The 17,050-nt window shown below is 69.5% G+C and carries 17 protein-coding genes and 1 pseudogene; 12 read left to right on the top strand and 6 right to left on the bottom strand.

From position 1 onward, the window contains the following. Positions 1-95 precede the first annotated feature (95 nt). Genes ASC67_RS16040 through ASC67_RS16060 form a run of 5 tightly spaced genes read left to right on the top strand, consistent with a single transcriptional unit; the run spans position 96 to position 5,074 of the window. Positions 96-1,058, top strand: a complete 963-nt coding sequence (locus tag ASC67_RS16040; RefSeq protein ID WP_056323549.1) for a tripartite tricarboxylate transporter substrate binding protein — start codon at positions 96-98, stop codon at positions 1,056-1,058. Then, positions 1,055-2,020: a 2-hydroxyacid dehydrogenase gene (locus ASC67_RS16045; RefSeq protein WP_056323553.1), complete on the top strand. Its 966-nt coding sequence runs from the start codon at positions 1,055-1,057 to the stop codon at positions 2,018-2,020. Before ASC67_RS16040 ends, ASC67_RS16045 begins: the two co-directional genes overlap by 4 nt. Before the next feature lie 44 nt (positions 2,021-2,064). Next, positions 2,065-2,853: an HpcH/HpaI aldolase/citrate lyase family protein gene (locus tag ASC67_RS16050; RefSeq protein WP_056323558.1), complete on the top strand. Its 789-nt coding sequence runs from the start codon at positions 2,065-2,067 to the stop codon at positions 2,851-2,853. Between the two features lie 25 nt (positions 2,854-2,878). Next, the gene (locus ASC67_RS16055; protein WP_056323562.1) at positions 2,879-3,778 is read left to right on the top strand and encodes a 2-hydroxy-3-oxopropionate reductase; all 900 of its coding nucleotides are present in this window, start codon (positions 2,879-2,881) and stop codon (positions 3,776-3,778) included. 6 nt (positions 3,779-3,784) lie between these two features. Continuing rightward, positions 3,785-5,074, top strand: a complete 1,290-nt coding sequence (locus ASC67_RS16060; RefSeq protein WP_056323565.1) for a glycerate kinase — start codon at positions 3,785-3,787, stop codon at positions 5,072-5,074. Positions 5,075-5,087: 13 nt separating this feature from the next. Here the strand turns inward: ASC67_RS16060 and ASC67_RS16065 are convergent, their stop codons facing one another. Next, the gene (locus ASC67_RS16065; RefSeq protein WP_056323568.1) at positions 5,088-5,849 is read right to left on the bottom strand and encodes an ABC transporter permease; all 762 of its coding nucleotides are present in this window, start codon (positions 5,847-5,849) and stop codon (positions 5,088-5,090) included. 2 nt (positions 5,850-5,851) lie between these two features. Then, a complete protein-coding gene (locus ASC67_RS16070; protein WP_056323573.1) occupies positions 5,852-6,781 on the bottom strand; it encodes an ABC transporter ATP-binding protein in 930 nt (309 codons plus the stop codon). Positions 6,782-6,914: 133 nt separating this feature from the next. Here ASC67_RS16070 and ASC67_RS16075 point away from each other — a divergent pair, with 133 nt between their 5' ends. Genes ASC67_RS16075 through ASC67_RS16085 form a run of 3 tightly spaced genes read left to right on the top strand, consistent with a single transcriptional unit; the run spans position 6,915 to position 9,486 of the window. Beyond that, complete coding sequence (locus ASC67_RS16075) at positions 6,915-7,991, top strand: phosphotransferase (protein ID WP_056323576.1); 1,077 nt, start codon at positions 6,915-6,917, stop codon at positions 7,989-7,991. 12 nt (positions 7,992-8,003) lie between these two features. After that, positions 8,004-8,690: a VOC family protein gene (locus ASC67_RS16080; RefSeq protein WP_056323577.1), complete on the top strand. Its 687-nt coding sequence runs from the start codon at positions 8,004-8,006 to the stop codon at positions 8,688-8,690. A gap of 19 nt (positions 8,691-8,709) precedes the next feature. Then, positions 8,710-9,486, top strand: a complete 777-nt coding sequence (locus tag ASC67_RS16085) for a hypothetical protein (RefSeq protein ID WP_056323578.1) — start codon at positions 8,710-8,712, stop codon at positions 9,484-9,486. A 3-nt stretch (positions 9,487-9,489) separates the two neighbouring features. Here ASC67_RS16085 and ASC67_RS16090 read toward each other — a convergent pair whose 3' ends face one another. Both ASC67_RS16090 and ASC67_RS16095 read right to left on the bottom strand, forming a co-directional pair. Beyond that, positions 9,490-10,902 (bottom strand): amidase, encoded by a 1,413-nt coding sequence (locus ASC67_RS16090; RefSeq protein WP_056323583.1) that lies wholly within the window; start codon positions 10,900-10,902, stop codon positions 9,490-9,492. Positions 10,903-10,989: 87 nt separating this feature from the next. Further along, complete coding sequence (locus ASC67_RS16095; protein ID WP_056323586.1) at positions 10,990-11,592, bottom strand: transferase hexapeptide repeat family protein; 603 nt, start codon at positions 11,590-11,592, stop codon at positions 10,990-10,992. 77 nt (positions 11,593-11,669) lie between these two features. On the opposite strand from ASC67_RS16095, the gene ASC67_RS16100 reads away from it, so the two are divergent. Further along, complete coding sequence (locus ASC67_RS16100; protein WP_056323589.1) at positions 11,670-12,146, top strand: hypothetical protein; 477 nt, start codon at positions 11,670-11,672, stop codon at positions 12,144-12,146. Positions 12,147-12,160: 14 nt separating this feature from the next. On the opposite strand, the gene ASC67_RS16105 is transcribed toward ASC67_RS16100, so the two are convergent. Beyond that, positions 12,161-13,696 (bottom strand): class I adenylate-forming enzyme family protein, encoded by a 1,536-nt coding sequence (locus ASC67_RS16105; RefSeq protein WP_056323594.1) that lies wholly within the window; start codon positions 13,694-13,696, stop codon positions 12,161-12,163. Between the two features lie 105 nt (positions 13,697-13,801). On the opposite strand from ASC67_RS16105, the gene ASC67_RS16110 reads away from it, so the two are divergent. The 3 genes from ASC67_RS16110 to ASC67_RS21300 all read left to right on the top strand — a co-directional run bounded on the left by ASC67_RS16110 (position 13,802) and on the right by ASC67_RS21300 (position 15,378). After that, a complete protein-coding gene (locus tag ASC67_RS16110) occupies positions 13,802-14,410 on the top strand; it encodes a PAS and helix-turn-helix domain-containing protein (protein ID WP_082536062.1) in 609 nt (202 codons plus the stop codon). A gap of 263 nt (positions 14,411-14,673) precedes the next feature. Next, complete coding sequence (locus tag ASC67_RS16115) at positions 14,674-15,141, top strand: hypothetical protein (RefSeq protein WP_056323602.1); 468 nt, start codon at positions 14,674-14,676, stop codon at positions 15,139-15,141. 90 nt (positions 15,142-15,231) lie between these two features. Further along, a complete protein-coding gene (locus tag ASC67_RS21300) occupies positions 15,232-15,378 on the top strand; it encodes a hypothetical protein (protein ID WP_404932888.1) in 147 nt (48 codons plus the stop codon). Here ASC67_RS21300 and ASC67_RS16120 read toward each other — a convergent pair. Then, positions 15,328-16,773: pseudogene (locus ASC67_RS16120) on the bottom strand (choice-of-anchor I family protein); the annotation flags it as partial. The gene ASC67_RS21300 and the pseudogene ASC67_RS16120 sit on opposite strands and share 51 nt — an antisense overlap. Positions 16,774-17,050 lie beyond the last annotated feature (277 nt).

Raw genomic sequence — 17,050 nt, forward strand, 5'->3', positions numbered from 1 at the left:
AGTTGACGCCGTCGGCCTATGTTGTACGATGACGTACAACTAGTGAGGCGCAATCGCTGCGCGACCCGATCCGCTCAACGACCGAGGAGACCCCGATGATTCGACGCATCTTTGTCCGTACCCTGGCCGCCGCGATGGCGCTGGCCGCCGGTGGCGCTCAGGCCCAGGCCTGGCCTACCCAGACGATCCGCATCGTCGTGCCTTATTCGCCCGGCGGTTCGTCGGACATCATCGCCCGCGCGATCTCGGGGCCGTTGTCCGAGGCGCTGAAGCAGACGGTGATCGTCGAGAACAAACCGGGCGCCAACGGCAACACCGGCACCGATTTCGTCGCCAAGGCCAACGACGGCCACACGCTGCTGCTGTGCGACGTGGGCGCGCTGGCGATCACCGCCTCGGTCTATGCCAAGCTGCCCTTCGATCCGAGCAAGGACCTGCGCGGCGTCGGCATGCTGGCCTACTCGCCGCACCTGCTGGTGGTGCATCCGTCGGTCAAGGCCAACAACCTGCAGGAACTGGTGGCGCTGTCGCACAAGGAGCCGCTGAACTTCGCTGTCACCGCCATCGGCAGTGCGCCGCACCTGGCCGGCGTGGCCGTCGAGAAGGCGACGAAGGCCAACTGGACCTACATCCCCTACAAGGGCGGCGCCCAGGCGATCGGCGACACGGTGGCCGGCCAGACCCAGGTGCTGATGAACGGCATGCTGGCGACGCTGCCGCAGGTGCAGGCGGGCAAGCTGAAGGTTCTGGGCGTCTCCAAGGCCACGCGCGTGCCGCTGCTGGCCAACGTGCCGACCATCGCCGAGCAGGGCGTGAAGGGCTTCGAGTCGGGCACCTGGCAGGGTGTGCTGATGCCGGCGGCCACGCCGCCCGCGGTGGTGGCCAAGGTGGCGGCCGAGCTGTCGCGCATCATCCGTTCGCCCGAGGTGCGCGAGCGCCTGGTGTCGCAGGGCGCCGAGGTTTACACGATGACGCCCGCCGAGTTCGCCACCTTCTTCGAGCGCGAGCGCAAGAACTGGGCAGGGGTGGTCGCCCAGGGTGGAGTGAAGATCGAATGACGACCACGAAGCCCCGCGTGCTGCAGATCGGTCGCCTGCTGCCCTGGCTGGAGACGCGGCTGGCTGCGGACTACGAACTGCACCGCTTGGCCGACGAGGCCGACCCGCAAGCCTTCCTGGCGGCGCGCGGCGCCGAGTTCGTGGGCCTGGTCACTTCGGCCGGCGGCACCGGTGCGAATGCGGCGCTGATCGACGCGCTGCCGTCGCTGCGCGTGATCTCGAGCTTCGGTGTGGGGCTCGACAAGATCGACCTCGCGGCGGCTGCGCGGCGTGGCATCGCCGTCGGCTACACGCCCGACGTGCTGAACGACTGCGTGGCCGATCTCGCGATGGCCCTGCTGCTCGACGTGGCGCGCCGCACGCCCGAGGCCGACCGTCACGTGCGTGCCGGCCGCTGGGGAGCGCCCGGCGTGCCGGCCTTTCCGCTCGGGCGCCGCGTCAGCGGCGCGAAGCTCGGCATCGTCGGGCTGGGTCGCATCGGCCGCACCATCGCCCGGCGCGCGCTCGGTTTCGACATGGCGATCCGCTACCACGCGCGCCGGCCGGTCGCCGACGCGCCCTGGCCGCACGAGCCCTCGCTGGTGGCGCTGGCGGGCTGGGCCGACTTCCTGGTCGTCATCGCCGCCGGGGGCGCCGGCACGCGCCACCTCGTCGACGCGGCGGTGCTCGACGCGCTCGGCCCCGAAGGCTTCCTCGTCAACGTCTCGCGCGGCTCCGTCATCGACGAGGCGGCGCTGGTGAGCGCGCTGGTCGAACGACGCATCGCCGGGGCGGCGCTCGACGTGTTCGAGCACGAGCCGCAGGTGCCGGCGGAGCTGCTGGCGCTGGACAACGTGGTGCTGCTGCCGCACATCGGCAGCGCCACGCGCGAGACGCGCCAGGCAATGGGCCAGCGCGTGCTGGACAACCTCGCGCTGTTCTTCGCCGAGGGCCGGCTGGTGACGGCTGCGCCGCTGGACTGATCGATCAACCAACGAACGAACCATCCAACGCCGAGAGGAAGACCATGAGACCCAACCGCCTGCGCGAGATCTGGAAGAGTGGCGGCGCCGCCCTGAACGGCTGGCTCGCCATCCCCAACAGCTTCTCGGCCGAGACCATGGCCCACCAGGGCTGGGACGCACTCACCATCGACCTGCAGCACGGTGTGGTCGACTACCAGGCGATGGTCCCGATGCTGCAGGCCCTCTCCACCACGGCCACCGTGCCGGTGGTGCGCGTGCCCTGGCTCGAGCCCGGCGTCTTGATGAAGACGCTGGACGCTGGCGCCTACGGCGTGATCTGCCCGATGGTCAACACCCGCGAGGACGCGCAGAAGCTGGTGGCCTGGACCCACTACGCGCCGCGCGGCACGCGCAGCTTCGGACCGGTGCGCGCGCTGCTGTACGGCGGCGCCGACTACGCGCAGCATGCCAACGACACCATCGTCACCTTCGCGATGATCGAGACCGCGCAGGCGCTCGACAACCTGGACGCGATCCTGTCGGTCGAGGGCCTGGACGCGATCTACATCGGCCCGTCGGACCTGTCGCTGGCGCTCGGCTGCACCCCGACCTTCGACGACGTCGATCCGCCGGTGGCGCAGGCGATCGACCACATCCTGGCGCGCGCCAAGGCGCACGGTGTGGTGGCCGCCATCCACAACGGCAGCCCCGAGGCGGCGCTCGCGCGCATCGCCAAGGGCTTCCAGTTCGTGACCGTGAGCTCCGACGCGCGACTGATGGCCGCGGGCGCGCAGCAGGTGGTCGCGAAGATGCGCGCGCGCCCGGCGCCGGGCAGCGCGCAAGGCTATTGATCCCCAAGCAAAGAAGGACCACACCATGAAGATCGGATTCATCGGCCTGGGCATCATGGGCGCGCCGATGGCGCTGCACCTGGCGGCCGCCGGCCACACGCTGTTCGTCCACACCCGCGGCAAGCTGCCCGAGGCGATCGCCGCCTCGGCCGCGCAGGCATGCGCCAACGCGGCCGACGTGGCGCGCAAAGCGGAGGTGGTGTTCACCATGGTGCCCGACACGCCCGACGTCGAGGCGGTGCTGTTCGGCGACAACGGTATTGCCGCGGGGCTCTCGGACGGCGCCGGCGGCACGCGCAAGGTCGTCGTCGACATGAGCTCGATCTCGCCGATGGCCACCAAGGCGTTCGCGCAGCGGATCAACGCGCTGGGCGCCGACTACATCGACGCGCCGGTGTCCGGCGGCGAAGTGGGGGCCAAGGCCGCGTCGCTCACCATCATGTGCGGCGGCGACCCGGCGGTGTTCGAGCGCGTGCGCCCGCTGCTCGAGACGATGGGCAAGAACATCACGCTGGTCGGCGGCAACGGCGACGGCCAGACCACCAAGGTGGCCAACCAGATCATCGTCGCGCTCAACATCGCGGCGGTCGGCGAGGCGCTGCTGTTCGCCAGCAAGGCCGGCGCCGACCCGGCCAAGGTGCGCCAGGCGCTGATGGGCGGCTTCGCGGCCAGCCGCATCCTCGAGGTGCATGGTGAACGCATGATCAAGCGCACGTTCGCGCCGGGCTTCCGCATCAAGCTGCACCAGAAGGACCTGGGCCTCGCGCTGCAGGGCGCGCGCGAACTCGGCGTGTCGCTGCCGCAGACCGCCAGCGCGGCGCAGCTGATGCAGGCCTGCGCCGCCAACGGCATGGCCGACCTCGACCACTCCGCGCTGGTGCGGGCGCTGGAGCTGATGGCGGGCCACGACGTGGCCTCGGCCTGAGCGAGTGTGAGCGCTCCGAACAACGGCGACCGCCGGCCCCTGCTGCGCGCGCTGTTCGACGCGGCCGTGGCCGCGGCCCAGCCGGCGCTGTGCCTGCCGGCCCACCTGCCCGAGAAGCCGGCCGGCCGCACCTTCGTGATCGGCGCGGGCAAGGCCTCGGCCGCGATGGCCCGCGCGCTGGAGCAGCACTGGGACGGCCCGCTGCAGGGGCTGGTGGTCACCCGCTACGGCTACGGCGTGCCCTGCGAGCGCATCGAGATCGTCGAGGCCGCCCACCCGGTGCCCGACGCGGCCGGGCTGCGCGCGGCCGAACGCATCCGCGCGCTGGTGAGCGGTCTGCGCGCCGATGACCTGGTGATCGCGCTCATCTCCGGCGGCGGCTCGTCGCTGCTGGTGGCGCCGGGCCCCGGGCTCACGCTGACCGACAAGCAGGCCGTCAACACCGCGCTGCTGGAGAGCGGCGCGACGATCTCCGAGATGAATTGCGTGCGCAGGCACCTGTCAGCGCTGAAGGGTGGGCGGCTGGCTGCCGCCTGCCACCCGGCCCGGCTCGTGAGCCTGCTGATCTCCGACGTGCCGGGCGACAAGCCGATCGACATCGCATCAGGCCCGACCGTGGCGGACCCGACCACCTGCGCCGACGCGCTGGCGATCGTGCAGCGCTACCGGATCGCGTTGCCGCCGAGGGTGCGCGCGTTGCTCGAGAGCGGCGCCGGCGAGACCGTCAAGCCGCACGATCCCCGCCTCGCCCGCAGCGAAACACGCCTCATCACCGCGCCGCAGATCGCGCTCGAGGCGGCGGCGAAGGTCGCGCGCGACGCCGGCATCACGCCCTACATCCTGGGCGACAGCCTCGAGGGCGAGGCGCGCGAGGTCGGCAAGACGATCGCCGGCATCGCAAGGCAGGTGGCGCTGCACGGCCAGCCGTTCCGCCCGCCCTGCGTGCTGCTCTCGGGCGGCGAGACCACGGTCACCTTGAAGGGCCGGGGCCGCGGCGGCCGCAACGTCGAGTTCCTGCTGTCGCTCGCCATCGCGCTGGACGGCCTGCCCGGCGTGCATGCGATCGCGGGCGACACCGATGGCGTCGATGGTGTCGAGGAGATCGCCGGCGCCTGCGCGGCACCCGACACGCTGGCGCGCGCCTGGGCCCTGGGCCTGAACCCGCGCGCCAGCCTCGACGACAACGACGGCCACGGCTTCTTCCAGGCGCTGGGCGACTCGGTCGTCACCGGCCCGACGCTGACCAACGTGAACGACTTCCGGGCGGTGCTGATCGACGGCCCGGCCGCGGGCTGACGCACAGGCCTCGTCAGGCCTTCAGCCGGTAGCCGGTCCGGAAGATCCAGGCCACGACGGCCAGTGACCCGGCGAGGAATGCGAAGGTCACGCCCAGGCTCAGCGCGATGTGGACGTCGGCCGTGCCATAGAAGCTCCAGCGGAAGCCGCTCACCAGGTAGACCACCGGGTTGAACAGTGCCACCGTCTGCCAGAACGGCGGCAGCATGCTGATCGAATAGAAGCTGCCGCCCAGGAAGGTGAGCGGCGTGACGATCAGCAACGGCACCACCTGCAGCTTCTCGAAGCCGTCGGCCCAGATGCCGATGATGAAGCCGAACAGGCTGAAGGTCACCGCCGTCAGCACCAGGAACAGCAGCATCCAGACCGGGTGCTCGATGCGCAGCGGCACGAACAGCCAGGCGGTGGCCAGGATGATGAGCCCGAGCACGACGGACTTGGTGGCCGCGGCGCCCACGTAGCTCAGCACGATCTCGAAGGCCGAGACCGGCGCCGACAGCAGCTCGTAGATCGTGCCGGTGAACTTGGGGAAATAGATGCCGAACGACGCATTCGAGATGCTCTGCGTCAGCAGCGACAGCATCACCAGCCCCGGCACGATGAAGGCGCCGTAGCTGATGCCGTCCACTTCGGGAATGCGCGTACCGATCGCAGCGCCGAACACCACGAAGTACAACGAGGTGGAGATCACCGGCGAGATCACGCTCTGCATCAGCGTGCGCCAGGCGCGCGCCATCTCGAAGCGGTAGATGGCGCGCACGGCGTGCAGGTTCATGCTCATGGGTTGTTGTCCTCGATCAGGCCGACGAAGATGTCTTCCAGAGAACTCTGCGTCGTGTGCAGGTCCTTGAAGGCGATCCCCAGCCCGCTCAGCGCGTCCAGCAGCGCGGCGATGCCGGCGCGCCCGCTCTGCGCGTCGTAGGTGTAGGTCAGCTCCAGGCCGTCGGCCGACAGCGCGAGCGCGTAGGCGGCCAGCGCGGGCGGCACCTGCGCCAGCCGCTCCGCCAGCTGCAGCGTCAGCTGCTTGCGGCCGAGCTTGCGCATCAATTCGGTCTTCTGCTCGACGAGGATCAGTTCGCCCTTGTTGATCACGCCGATGCGGTCGGCCATCTCCTCGGCTTCCTCGATGTAGTGCGTGGTCAGGATGATGGTCACGCCGGTGGCGCGCAGCTCGCGCACCAGCTGCCACATGTCGCGTCGCAGCGTCACGTCGACGCCGGCGGTGGGCTCGTCCAGGAAGAGGATGCGCGGCTCGTGAGACAGCGCCTTGGCGATCATCAGCCGCCGCTTCATGCCGCCCGACAGCGCCATGATCTTGCTGTCCTTCTTGTCCCACAACGACAGCGCCTTCAGCACCTTCTCGATGTGCGCCGGGTTCGGCGGCTTGCCGAACAGGCCGCGGCTGAAGGACACCGTGTTCCACACCGATTCGAAGGCGTCGGTGGTCAGCTCCTGGGGCACGAGGCCGATCAGCGAGCGCGCGGCGCGGTAGTCGCGAACGATGTCGTGCCCGTCGACGACGATGCGGCCGGTGCTCGCGTTGACGATGCCGCAGACGATGCTGATCAGCGTGGTCTTGCCGGCGCCGTTGGGCCCCAGCAGCGCGAAGATCTCGCCGGGGCGGATCGCCAGGTCGACGCCCTTGAGCGCGTGGAAGCCCGAGCGGTAGATCTTCGAGACCCCCGTGGCCGTGAGGATGTGCTGCATCGGGACGAGGATAGCCGCAGGCGTGCGTCTTGCGCCTGTCATGTCTGGGCAAGACCGATGTCCTGTATGAGCCATCTTTCGGCAGGAGGGCGCCCTAGGCTCTGCACCGAGCATTCCGGAGGAGACCCGCCCCATGAGCCAACCCGTTGCCATCGTGCCGCCCGAGGCGGTGACCCCTGCGTGGATCACGGCCGCGCTGGCCGCCGGTGGCGTGAACGCCCGGGTCGCCGGACTGGTGATGGAGTCGGTGGGTACCGGACAGCTCGGCGAGACCCGGCGCTTCCATCTCGAATACGCCGGCACGCCGCCGCCCGACGCGCCGAAGTCGGTGGTCGGCAAGTTCCCGTCCGCCAATGCCACGGCGGCGGAGACCGGGCGGTCGATGGGCTTCTACCGCTCGGAGGTCATGTTCTACCGGGAGGCGGCCGCGAAGGCCGGCATCCACGTGCCGCGTACCTACGTCGCGGAGATCGATGCCGCCAACGATTTCGTGCTGCTGTTCGAAGACCTGGCGCCGGCCCTGCCCGGTGACCAGATGCGCGGCTGCAGCGTCGACGAGGCACGCCGTGCGCTGTCGGAGGCGGCCCGGCTCCATGCAGCGTACTGGAACGACCTCGAGCTGATGAAGCAGCCCTGGCTCTACGTGCCCGAAGGCGCGCAGGGCTTCTACACCACCGAGCTGATCGAGTCGTCGTGGGACTACTTCAAGCGCACCTACGACGGCATGCTGTCCGCCGAGGTCACCGATGTCTGCGAGCGCTACGTCCGCCACCACGCGCACTGGAACCGGCCGCGGCCGCTGCCGAAGTGCTACTCGCACTGCGACTTCCGGCCCGACAACATGCTGTTCCATCCCGCGGGAGGCCGGGTCGCGATCGTCGACTGGCAGACCAGCAACTTCCTCGGGACCGGCATGGACACCGCCTATTTCCTGGGGGGGGCGTTCGACCGCGACACGCGCCGCAAGCACGAACGCTCGCTGCTCGCCGGCTACCACGAGGCACTCTGCGCCCACGGCGTGCAGGACTACAGCTTCGACCATGCGATGGACGACTACCGGCACTACAGCTTCGCGGTGCTCGCGGTCGCGATCGCCGCGACGGTGATCGTCAAGCGCACGGAGCGGGGCGACCGCCTGTTCGCGCACATGATCACCGGTGGCGCGCACCAGGCGATCGACAACCAGGCGCTCGATACGCTGACCGCCTGAAGGGACCGGCTCATGCGCCTGCTCAAGCCGCACCTGGACATCGGCCTGTTCACCAACCAGATCGCGCAGCAGCGCAGCTTCTGGTCGGACACCGTGGGTCTGCGCCTCGACCATGAGCTCGACTTCGGCAACGGCACCGTCCAGCACCGCTACGACGCCCACGGCTCCGTCGTCAAGGTGAACCACTACCCCACGCCACTGCCCGAGCAGCCGCCGACGGGCTACGTGGGCCTGACGATCGCGGGCCCCGATGCCCGCCGCTACGAAGGCCGGCACCCGGACGGCGACACCGTTCGCGTGGTGCCGAGCGGCACCGACGGCGTGGTGGGCATCGGCATCACGGTGCGCACGCCGGACACCGCGCGGCTGATGCGCTTCTACACCGAGGCGATGGCGTTCGAGCGCGTCGCCGACGACGTGGCGCGCTGCGGCGACACGCTGCTGTTCGTCACACCCGGACCGGGCGGGCGGCCCTGCAACGATTTCGTCGGCCTGGCGTTCCGCTACCTCACCGTCCAGATCGACGATGCCGACCTGGCGATGCAGGAAATCGTCGCGCGCGGCGGGAGCGTCGCGCGCGACCCCGTCACCTTCGGCACGGTCGCGCGCTACGGTTTCGTCGAGGACCCCGACGGCAACTGGATCGAGATCTCCGCGCGCGGATCGCTCGGCGGTCACGTGCCACCGGTCGATCGCTGAGCTCACCGAGGACCATCACATGGCGCACTACGTCGACGTGGAGGAAGCGATCGGGATGCCGGGCCTGCGCGTGGTGCTCACGCCGGGCGTGCCGGGCCCGTGGAGCGAGGCGGCCAAGGCGATCCTGCACGTCAAGAAGCTCGCGCACGTGAAGGTGAGGCAGGAACTGCTCGGTTCCAACCTGCCGCTGATCCGCTGGACCGCGCAGGCCACCGCGCCGGTCGCGGTGTGGAACGAGGAGCCGCCGCGTTCGACGTGGATCGAGCAGCTGTATCTGTTCGAGCGGCTGGCGCCGGAGCCGGCGCTGATCCCGCGCGACATCGACGAGCGGATGCTGATGTTCGGCCTGGCCAACGAAATCTTCGGCGAGAACGGCTTCGTGTGGAACCGGCGGCACCTGATGGTGCGCGACTTCTCCGGCCCCGATCAGCCGCCGGAGATCCGCGAGAGCTTCAGGTTCCTCGGCCGCAAGTACTGGTACGGCGAAGCTGCCGCGGCGGCGGCGCCCGCCCGCTGCGCCGAGGTGATGGGCCTGCTGGCCGACCGACTGCGGTCGCAGCGCGAGCGCGGCAGTCGCTACTGCGTGGGGCAGTCGCTCACCGCGCTGGACCTCTATGCCGCCTGCGCTTACGCGCTGGTCTCGCCATTGCCGCAGGACCTGTGCGCGATGACACCGCTGTTCCGCGCCGTGTACACGACCGACGACGCGGTGGTGAGAGCCGCCGCGGTGCCCATCCTCGGCGAGCACCGCGACTTCATCTACCGGCAGCACCTGGAGCTGCCGGTCGACCTCTGAGGCTCAGCCGACGGGGTCGATGGGCGTGGCGAGCGCGAAGCGCCGCTCGATCGCTTCGGCGGCATCGAGGCACTGGTCCTCGCGGAAGCGCCGGCCGGTCAGCAGCACGCCGATCGGCAGGCCGGTGACCTCGTCGCGGTCCGCCGGCACGCAGGCCGAGGGCAGGCCCATCAGGTTGGCCGGCAGCACCGGACGGATCATCTCCGCGGTGTCGGCGGCGCCGGCGGGCGAGGCGCAGTCGAAGCCGGGCTCGAACGGCAGCTGCGACCAGGTCGGCGACAGCAGCAGCGGGTACGTCGCCATGAACCGCGACCAGTCGCGTGCGATGCCGTCGCGGCGCATGAACAGGTCCGACACCGCCGCGGTGTCGGACCAGGGCGGCATGATGGCTCGCAGCATCTCCCAGAAGGCTGCGCCATCGCGACCCATCATCGGCAGCAGCTGCGGCGTCATCGCCTCGAAGTCGCCGAACAGCAGCTGCGCCCAGGCGGTGATCGCGTCCTCGTAGCGCGGCGGGCAGACCTCCGTCACCTCGTAGCCGGCATCGGCCAGCGCCGTGGCGGCCCGCCGCACCGCGGCGGCCACGCGTGGATCGGTGCGGCCGCCGGGCGGCTCGGGCAGCACCGCGACGCGCAGCGGCCCGGGCTCGGCGGCGCCGACCAGCGGTGCCGAGATCGACCAGGGATCGCGCGGGTGCGCGCCCATCAGCGCCTGCAACGCGGCGCGCACGTCGGCCACGCGACGCGCCATCGGGCCCTGCACGTTCATCAGCTGCACCGCGAACAAGCGGTCTTCGGCCGGTACGAAGCCGGCGTCGGGCACGCGCCCGGCTGACGGCCGGATCGACGCGATGCCGCACGCATTGGCCGGATTGCGCAGCGAGCCGCCGATGTCGTTGCCCAGGCCGATCGCGGCCATGCCGGTGGCCAGCGCCACCGCGTCGCCGCCGCTCGAACCGCCGGCGGTGCGCCCGGGGTTCCAGGGGTTCAGCGTGGCGCCGTGCAGGCTGCTGTCGGTGTGCACCCGCAGCGCCAGGTCGGGGAGGTTGGTGCGGGCGATCGGGATCGCGCCGGCCGCGCGCATGCGCTGCACCATCGGCGCGTCCTCCGGCACCACCGCCTCGGCCAGCGCCTTGACGCCCCAGGTGGTGGGCAGGCCGGCCATGTCGATGTTCTCCTTCACGGTGATCGGCACGCCGTGCAGCGGTCCCAGCACGGCGCCCGCGGCCACCTGGCGATCGGCTGCCACGGCGGCAGCCCGCGCATCGTCGGCCAGCAGGCGGACGATGGCGTTGACGCGCGGGTTGACCGCGTCGATCCGTGCCAGATGGGCCTCGATCACCTCGACGCACGACACGTCGCGTCGCGCGATCAGCGCGGCCAGGTCGAGGGCGCTGTGTTGCCAGAGTGCTTGCATGGGGTCCGCCGTGGTGAGTTGAGTGGACAGGAAGAGTCAGTGTGCGATGGCCTGCGCGCGACGGCAGTCGCCGGCGTGACGTGCTCGTCAGCTGCGTTTCGTGGCGATCAGCGACTGCACCGGCGGCGCCTTCAGGCGCGGCCGGTCGGCTTCGACGGCGGCGAGCGGCAGCACCTCGCGCAGCGAGGCCAGGCTGCGCCGCGCCAGGTCGTGGTAGGTCCGCGTGCCTTCGAGCTTCCAGGCGATCTCGTCCTCGCTCAGCGGGCGCCGGACCTTGGCCGGCACGCCGGCCGCCAGCGTGCGCGGTGGCACCTGCATGCCGGCCGGGACGAAGGCGCAGGCCGCCACGATGGCCTGCTCGCCGACTTCGGCCTCGTCCATCACCACCGCGTTCATGCCCACCAGCGCGTCGCGCCGCACGACGCAGCTGTGCAGCACCGCGCCGTGGCCGATGTGGCCGTTTTCCTCCACCACGGTCGCCTGGTCCGGAAAGCCGTGCAGCACGCAGTTGTCCTGCACGTTGGCGCCCGGCCCGATCACGATGCGCCCGAAGTCGCCGCGCAGGCACGCACAGGGGCCGATGTAGCAGCGCGCACCGACGATCACGTCGCCGATCAGCACCGCGGTCGGATGCACGTAGGCGCTCGGGTCGACGACCGGAACGACCCCTTCGATGGCGTAGCAGGGCATGGACGCTCCGGACAGGACATGGCGTGGAAGGGACGGCGATCGCTGGAAAATATAGATTACCGACTGGTCGGTCAATCATGCATTGCCCGAGTTGGACCGGCGGAGCTGGCCGATGGGCGGTCCTCGACCTGCTGTCCGGAACTTCCCAGTCCAGGCCGGTCTCCGCCATCGTCGAATGGCGCAGCGGCGGCTACTACACCGGCCGCCGCAACGACCAGGGCCTGACGCTGAGATGGCATCCGAGTTCGCACTGGAGCGCGGCGGTGGGCGGCATGCGCAACGCGATCCGCTTCGACGAGGGGCGGTTCACGGTGCGCATGGCGACCTTGCGGATCGACCATACGCCGAGCACGCAGCTCGCGGGCAGCCTCCTGCTTCAATGGGACAACGTGTCGCACGAACTGGGCGCGAGCGGGCGCGTCCGATGGCAATGGCAGCCCGGTCGCGAGCTCATCTTCTCCATCGACCGCCTGGGCTACACCGGCGAGCAGCGCGATGCCTTGCCCGGGCAGACCCGCGCGCTGCTGAAGCTGGTGTGGACGCTGGAGCGCTGATGTACCCCACGCTCCTACGGACCGGGGAGTACGCTTTCTGAGGCGAGTTGCCGCAGCGCGGTCTTGAGCACCTTGCCATAGTTGTTCTTGGGCAGCGCCTCGACGAAGCGGTAACGCCGGGGTCGCTTGAAGCGGGCGATGTGCTGGAGACACAGCGCATCGAGCGCTTCAGGCTCGACCCCGTCGCCCACGATGAACGCGACGACGATCTCGCCCCACTCGGCGTCGGGCTGGCCGATGACGGCGGCCTCTCGCACGTGCGGGTGGCGCAGCAGCACCTCCTCCACCTCGCGGGGGTAGATGTTGGAGCCGCCGCTGATGACCACGTCCTTCGAGCGGTCCTTGAGCGTGAGGAACCCGTCCTTGTTCATCGCCCCCAGGTCGCCGGTCCGGAGCCAGCCGTCGCGCAGCGCCTGTGTGGTCGCTTCCGGGTTGCGCCAGTAGCCCGTCATGACCGTCTCGCCTCGCACGACGATCTCGCCCATCTCGCCCGCCGCCACTTGTTTTCCCTGTGAGTCGACCACGCGCACCTCGACCAGGGAGTGCGACACGCCGACCGACCCGATGCGATCGAGCCACTTCGGGTGGGCACGATCGGCCAGGTGATGACGGGAGAGTGCCGTGATCGTCATCGGCGACTCGCCCTGGCCGTAGATCTGCACGAAGCACGGGCCCATGACGCCGAGCGCGTCCTGTATGTCTTCCACGTACATCGGGCCGCCGCCATAGACGATGGTCTTGAAACCGTGGGCCGGTGCGCCCGTGTCCCGCAGGTGCGCGACCAGGCGTTTCACCATGGTGGGCGCGGCGAACAGGCACAGCCGCCCGATGCGGTGAGACAGCGCCAGCAACTCGGCCGGATCGAAGCCGCCCGAGACCGGCACCACGTGGCGAGCCGCCTTGGCGACGAAGGCGAAGTTGTACATGCCGGCGCCATGAGACATCGGCGCGGCGTAGACGATGGCGTCGTCGGCCGCCACCTCGTCCACGTCCATGAAATAGCAGGCCGTCATCGCGTACAGGTTGCGATGCGACTGCATGACGCCCTTCGGGCGGCCGGTGGTCCCCGAGGTGTAGAACAGCCACGCCAGGTCGTCGGGGGCTCGATGCACGGCGTCGATGGCGGCGGTTTCCAGCGCCACGATATACGTCGCATCGGCGGGCGTGAATACATGGCGCAGCGTTGGCAGGGCCGCGCGGTGACCGAGCATGTCCGGTGCAAGATCCTCGGAGAGGAACAACACCGCCGCCTCGGCATCGCCAACGATGAACGCGACCTCGCTGGGGTGCAGCTTGGCGTTGATCGGCACCACCACCAGGCCGGCCCACCACGCAGCATAGAGCGCCTCGAGATAGCCCACATGGTTGCTCATGCAGAGGGCCACGCGCTCGCCCGGCTGCAGGCCCAGGGTTTCGCGCAGATGGCCGGCCAGCCGCGCGACGCGGTCGGCCAGCGCCCGGTAGTCCAGCACGACCTCATCGCCGAGCAACACGGCAGGCCGGTCCGGATGGACGAGCGCGGCACGGACGAGCAGTTGGGCCAGGTTCATGGCATGCGCTCCAGGCGGTTGGCAAGCCTCGCAGTGATCGGCTCGCTTGCAGTAAGAGGCAATGTAGGAAACTCGTTCGCTCGCTGCCAGACGTAGGACTACCTCATGGTGGATTCCCGCATGCTCCGCACAGATCCTCCTACGTCGGCGCCGCCGGCAGTGATCGCTATCGAAGACGACCTGGCGCTGGCCTTCGAACTGGCGCCGATCGGCTTGTGTGTCTCTCGCGACCGGACGATCCAGCGCTGCAACTCGACCTTCGCTGCCATGTTCGGATACAAGCCGAATGAGCTGAGTGGGCGGTCCCTCGAATCCCTGTATCCGTCGCGCAGCGAATTCGAGCACATCGGCGCACAAGGTCTGGCCGTCATGCAGAAGACCGGCTACTACAGCGACGACCGCGTCATGCGGCATCGCAGCGGGCGCCCTTTCTGGTGCCACGTGGCCGGGCGCTCGATGAGATTCGATCGGCCCTTCGCCTGTGCGGTCTGGATGTTCGAGGACATCTCCTCGCGCCGCCCCGTCGCGATCGAATTGACGTCCAGGGAGCGCGAGATCGCGCGTCAGCTCGCGGCGGGGCGGAGCACCAAGGAAATCGCGCGTGTTCTCGGTATCAGCCCACGCACCATCGACGGGCACCGCGCACGAATGATGAAGAAGCTGCACGCCCGCAGCGCGGGCGAGATGATCGCGCGGCTGGTGGGCCTGAAGTGATCCCGACGAGACCCGACGCTCGTGCGAAGTCGACGACGAGTCGAAGCGCCGGGCGGAGCGCGCAGGGCGTCGGCATCGCGTGGCAGCCCTGGCGGACTGGGACATGTCAAAAGACATGCGTCGGCCTGCGTCGACGTCAGGATTCGATTGCTTAGGCGGTGTTGCCGACCGCATACTTCCTGCCCGGGTGCCGTGCAGGGCGACCGAGCTCGCAATCCAGCGACGACGGACGACCCGCGGCCCACTTACCCTTCCGCATCGACATGAACACCAGCCCTCTCGACCCGGCCTTGCTGGCATCGACCCTCCGTGCCGGCGGCCTCGAGGAGGGGGTGCGACTGCTGAACGAGCGAGTGCCCCATCGCTACACCGGCATCTACCAGCTGACCGGGAACGTGCTCAAGTGCGAAGTGCTGTACGACAAGCAGCACGAGGTGATGCCTGAGCTGCTGGCCGTGGTGCCGCTGGAAGACAGCTTCTGCCAGTTCGTGCTGCGGGACCAGGGCTTCCAGACCAGCGACGCCCGGGACGACACGCGACTGTCGGGGCATCGGTACCGGGAGGTCCTGCTCTCGTACCACGGCGTGCCGCTGCTGGACGCGTCCGGCGCCTTGTTCGGCAGCCTGTGCCACTTCGACTTCCTGAGCCTGCCGCTCACCGACGACGAGTTCGAGAACATGAAGCGGGCCTCGCCACTGCTGTCGCCCTTTCTGCCGTCGGTCAGGGGCTAGATCGGGCGGGGCGCCGCAACGCCGCAGCGCGCCCGCCGGCGGCGACCGGCTTCAGCGCTCCGATCGATCGTCGTCCTCATCGCGATCGTCATGGTGATCGTGATCGTCGTCGTGATCGCCGTGGCCCTTGCCCCTGTGCAGGTCGAGTTCGAAGAGCGAGGTCGTGTCGGTGACCTCGTGAGCGACGGCGAGGTAGTACTTTCCATGGGCCTTGAAGGCCTTCAGTCCCTCGGGTGAGGTGTCCCCGTCGCTGACGATCATGTCGAGATACTTCACGGCGTCCGGCTTCGTGATGTCGTAGACCGCGATCGCCGACTTGAGCGTGCGCTCCAGCCCGATGAAGGCGAGCGTGCGGCCCTTGATGCGCAGCAGCGCCAGGCCCTCGGGCTCGACGCCCTTGTTGTCGCTGCGGCCGTCGTCGTAGATGCCGAGCCGGATCGCTTCACGGTCGAGCTGGCTGCCGCTGTCGAAGACGATGCTGCCGTCGGTGCGGCGGATCGAGAACGAATGACCGCCGAACTTGACGAGCGGGCCGTCGCGCACGGAGTCCACGTTCGACAGCGTCAGCCGCCCGAGTTCCGAGCCGTCCGGCACGTACTCGATGGACGCGTTGCCCGCAGACCCGCGTCGCTCGTCCTCGCCATCGGCGCTGCCGTTGTCGCGCGCATCGCCTTCGTTGGCCATCACCAGGTAGGTGCGTCCCCGGTACTCGTAGGTGGCCAGGGTGTCGGGCTGATACAGCCCCTTCACCGCCGCGCTGCGCAGCTCGATCCGGCCGTCCTGGTCATTGGGGTCGATCTCGTTGCCGGGCAGGCTGAAGTCCTTCAGGCCCAGGCTGTAGATCTTCTCGAAGCGGCGCGAAGCGAGGTCGAGCACGGCGATGGCGTTGGCCTCCTGCAGGCCGACATAGGCACGGCGGCCCGACTTGTCGATGGCGATGTACTCGGGCTCGGGACCGTAGGGGCTGAAGGTGGCCGGCTGCGTGGGCAACGTGCCGGTCGCCGGGAACTGGCGCAGCGTGTCGTAGCCGGGGATCGCCGCGTCGACGGTCAGGGTCTGGACATTGCGCGAACGAACGTCGATGAGGCTGACGCTGCCGACCGGATCGTCGGCACTCAGTCCGGCGGCGGCCTGCCGCTGGTTCGGCGTAGCCTCGTTGGCCACCAGCACCTGCTTGCCGTTCGGTGTGAACGTGAGCATGTCGGGCAACGCGCCCACCGGCACCGGTGCGCCGCTCTGGCGGCGCGTGCGGGTGTCGTAGAACAGCACGACGCCAGGCTGGGTGCGGTCGCTACCGTTCTCGACGGCCAGCGCCGCGAGGCCCTCGTGGATCGCCACGCTGTTGATGGCGCCGTGGTTCGTCACGCTGATATGGGCCAGCGGCTGGCCGGTTCTTCGGCTGAGCACGTCCACGCCCACCACGCCGGCGACCCAGAGCGTGTCGGTCCGCTCGTCGTAGGCGACGATCTCGGCCTTCTGACCGGGCACGCCAGGCTGGTGCGCGAACTGCCAGAGGCGCTGCGCCGAGAAGTCGGCAGCGGCCACGTCAGGCGCCTGGAACAGCGCCAGCGATGCGACCCCCAGCGCGATCGAGCGAGCGAGGGAGCGAAGCTTGGGCAGGGGATGGGTCATGTGGACGCTCGGCAGCTTGGTTAGCCAGAGAGCTTCGCGTGGCCGTGTGACAACCGCATGTCAGGTGATGCCTGCACTGGCGACCTGGCGGCTGCTCAATCATTGAGCAGTCACAGGCTCGTCATGGCGGGCTGCGGCTCTCGGGGCCGCGACGCGCTCTTGTCCACAGCTTTGTCCACCCGGGCTGTGGAAAACATGAACCGTGTGACAGTTGAAAAATGTGATCCCGCAGGACGATTTCGTCGACGCACTCCGCTTAGATTCGTGCTGTGACACG

This window comes from Methylibium sp. Root1272, assembly GCF_001425905.1.
Classification (GTDB): Bacteria; Pseudomonadota; Gammaproteobacteria; order Burkholderiales; family Burkholderiaceae_C; genus Methylibium.

Excerpts from the sequence above, each read along its gene's own strand:
- ASC67_RS16055 (WP_056323562.1), top strand. The coding sequence starts at position 2,879 with ATGAAGATCGGATTCATCGGCCTGGGCATCATGGGCGCGCCGATGGCG.
- ASC67_RS16045 (WP_056323553.1), top strand. The coding sequence starts at position 1,055 with ATGACGACCACGAAGCCCCGCGTGCTGCAGATCGGTCGCCTGCTGCCC.
- ASC67_RS16070 (WP_056323573.1), bottom strand. The coding sequence starts at position 6,781 with ATGCAGCACATCCTCACGGCCACGGGGGTCTCGAAGATCTACCGCTCG.
- ASC67_RS16115 (WP_056323602.1), top strand. The coding sequence starts at position 14,674 with ATGAACACCAGCCCTCTCGACCCGGCCTTGCTGGCATCGACCCTCCGT.
- ASC67_RS16095 (WP_056323586.1), bottom strand. The coding sequence starts at position 11,592 with ATGCCCTGCTACGCCATCGAAGGGGTCGTTCCGGTCGTCGACCCGAGC.
- ASC67_RS16040 (WP_056323549.1), top strand. The coding sequence starts at position 96 with ATGATTCGACGCATCTTTGTCCGTACCCTGGCCGCCGCGATGGCGCTG.
- ASC67_RS16085 (WP_056323578.1), top strand. The coding sequence starts at position 8,710 with ATGGCGCACTACGTCGACGTGGAGGAAGCGATCGGGATGCCGGGCCTG.
- ASC67_RS16105 (WP_056323594.1), bottom strand. The coding sequence starts at position 13,696 with ATGAACCTGGCCCAACTGCTCGTCCGTGCCGCGCTCGTCCATCCGGAC.
- ASC67_RS16065 (WP_056323568.1), bottom strand. The coding sequence starts at position 5,849 with ATGAACCTGCACGCCGTGCGCGCCATCTACCGCTTCGAGATGGCGCGC.
- ASC67_RS21300 (WP_404932888.1), top strand. The coding sequence starts at position 15,232 with ATGGTGATCGTGATCGTCGTCGTGATCGCCGTGGCCCTTGCCCCTGTG.
- ASC67_RS16075 (WP_056323576.1), top strand. The coding sequence starts at position 6,915 with ATGAGCCAACCCGTTGCCATCGTGCCGCCCGAGGCGGTGACCCCTGCG.
- ASC67_RS16090 (WP_056323583.1), bottom strand. The coding sequence starts at position 10,902 with ATGCAAGCACTCTGGCAACACAGCGCCCTCGACCTGGCCGCGCTGATC.
- ASC67_RS16110 (WP_082536062.1), top strand. The coding sequence starts at position 13,802 with ATGGTGGATTCCCGCATGCTCCGCACAGATCCTCCTACGTCGGCGCCG.
- ASC67_RS16050 (WP_056323558.1), top strand. The coding sequence starts at position 2,065 with ATGAGACCCAACCGCCTGCGCGAGATCTGGAAGAGTGGCGGCGCCGCC.
- ASC67_RS16100 (WP_056323589.1), top strand. The coding sequence starts at position 11,670 with ATGCATTGCCCGAGTTGGACCGGCGGAGCTGGCCGATGGGCGGTCCTC.
- ASC67_RS16080 (WP_056323577.1), top strand. The coding sequence starts at position 8,004 with ATGCGCCTGCTCAAGCCGCACCTGGACATCGGCCTGTTCACCAACCAG.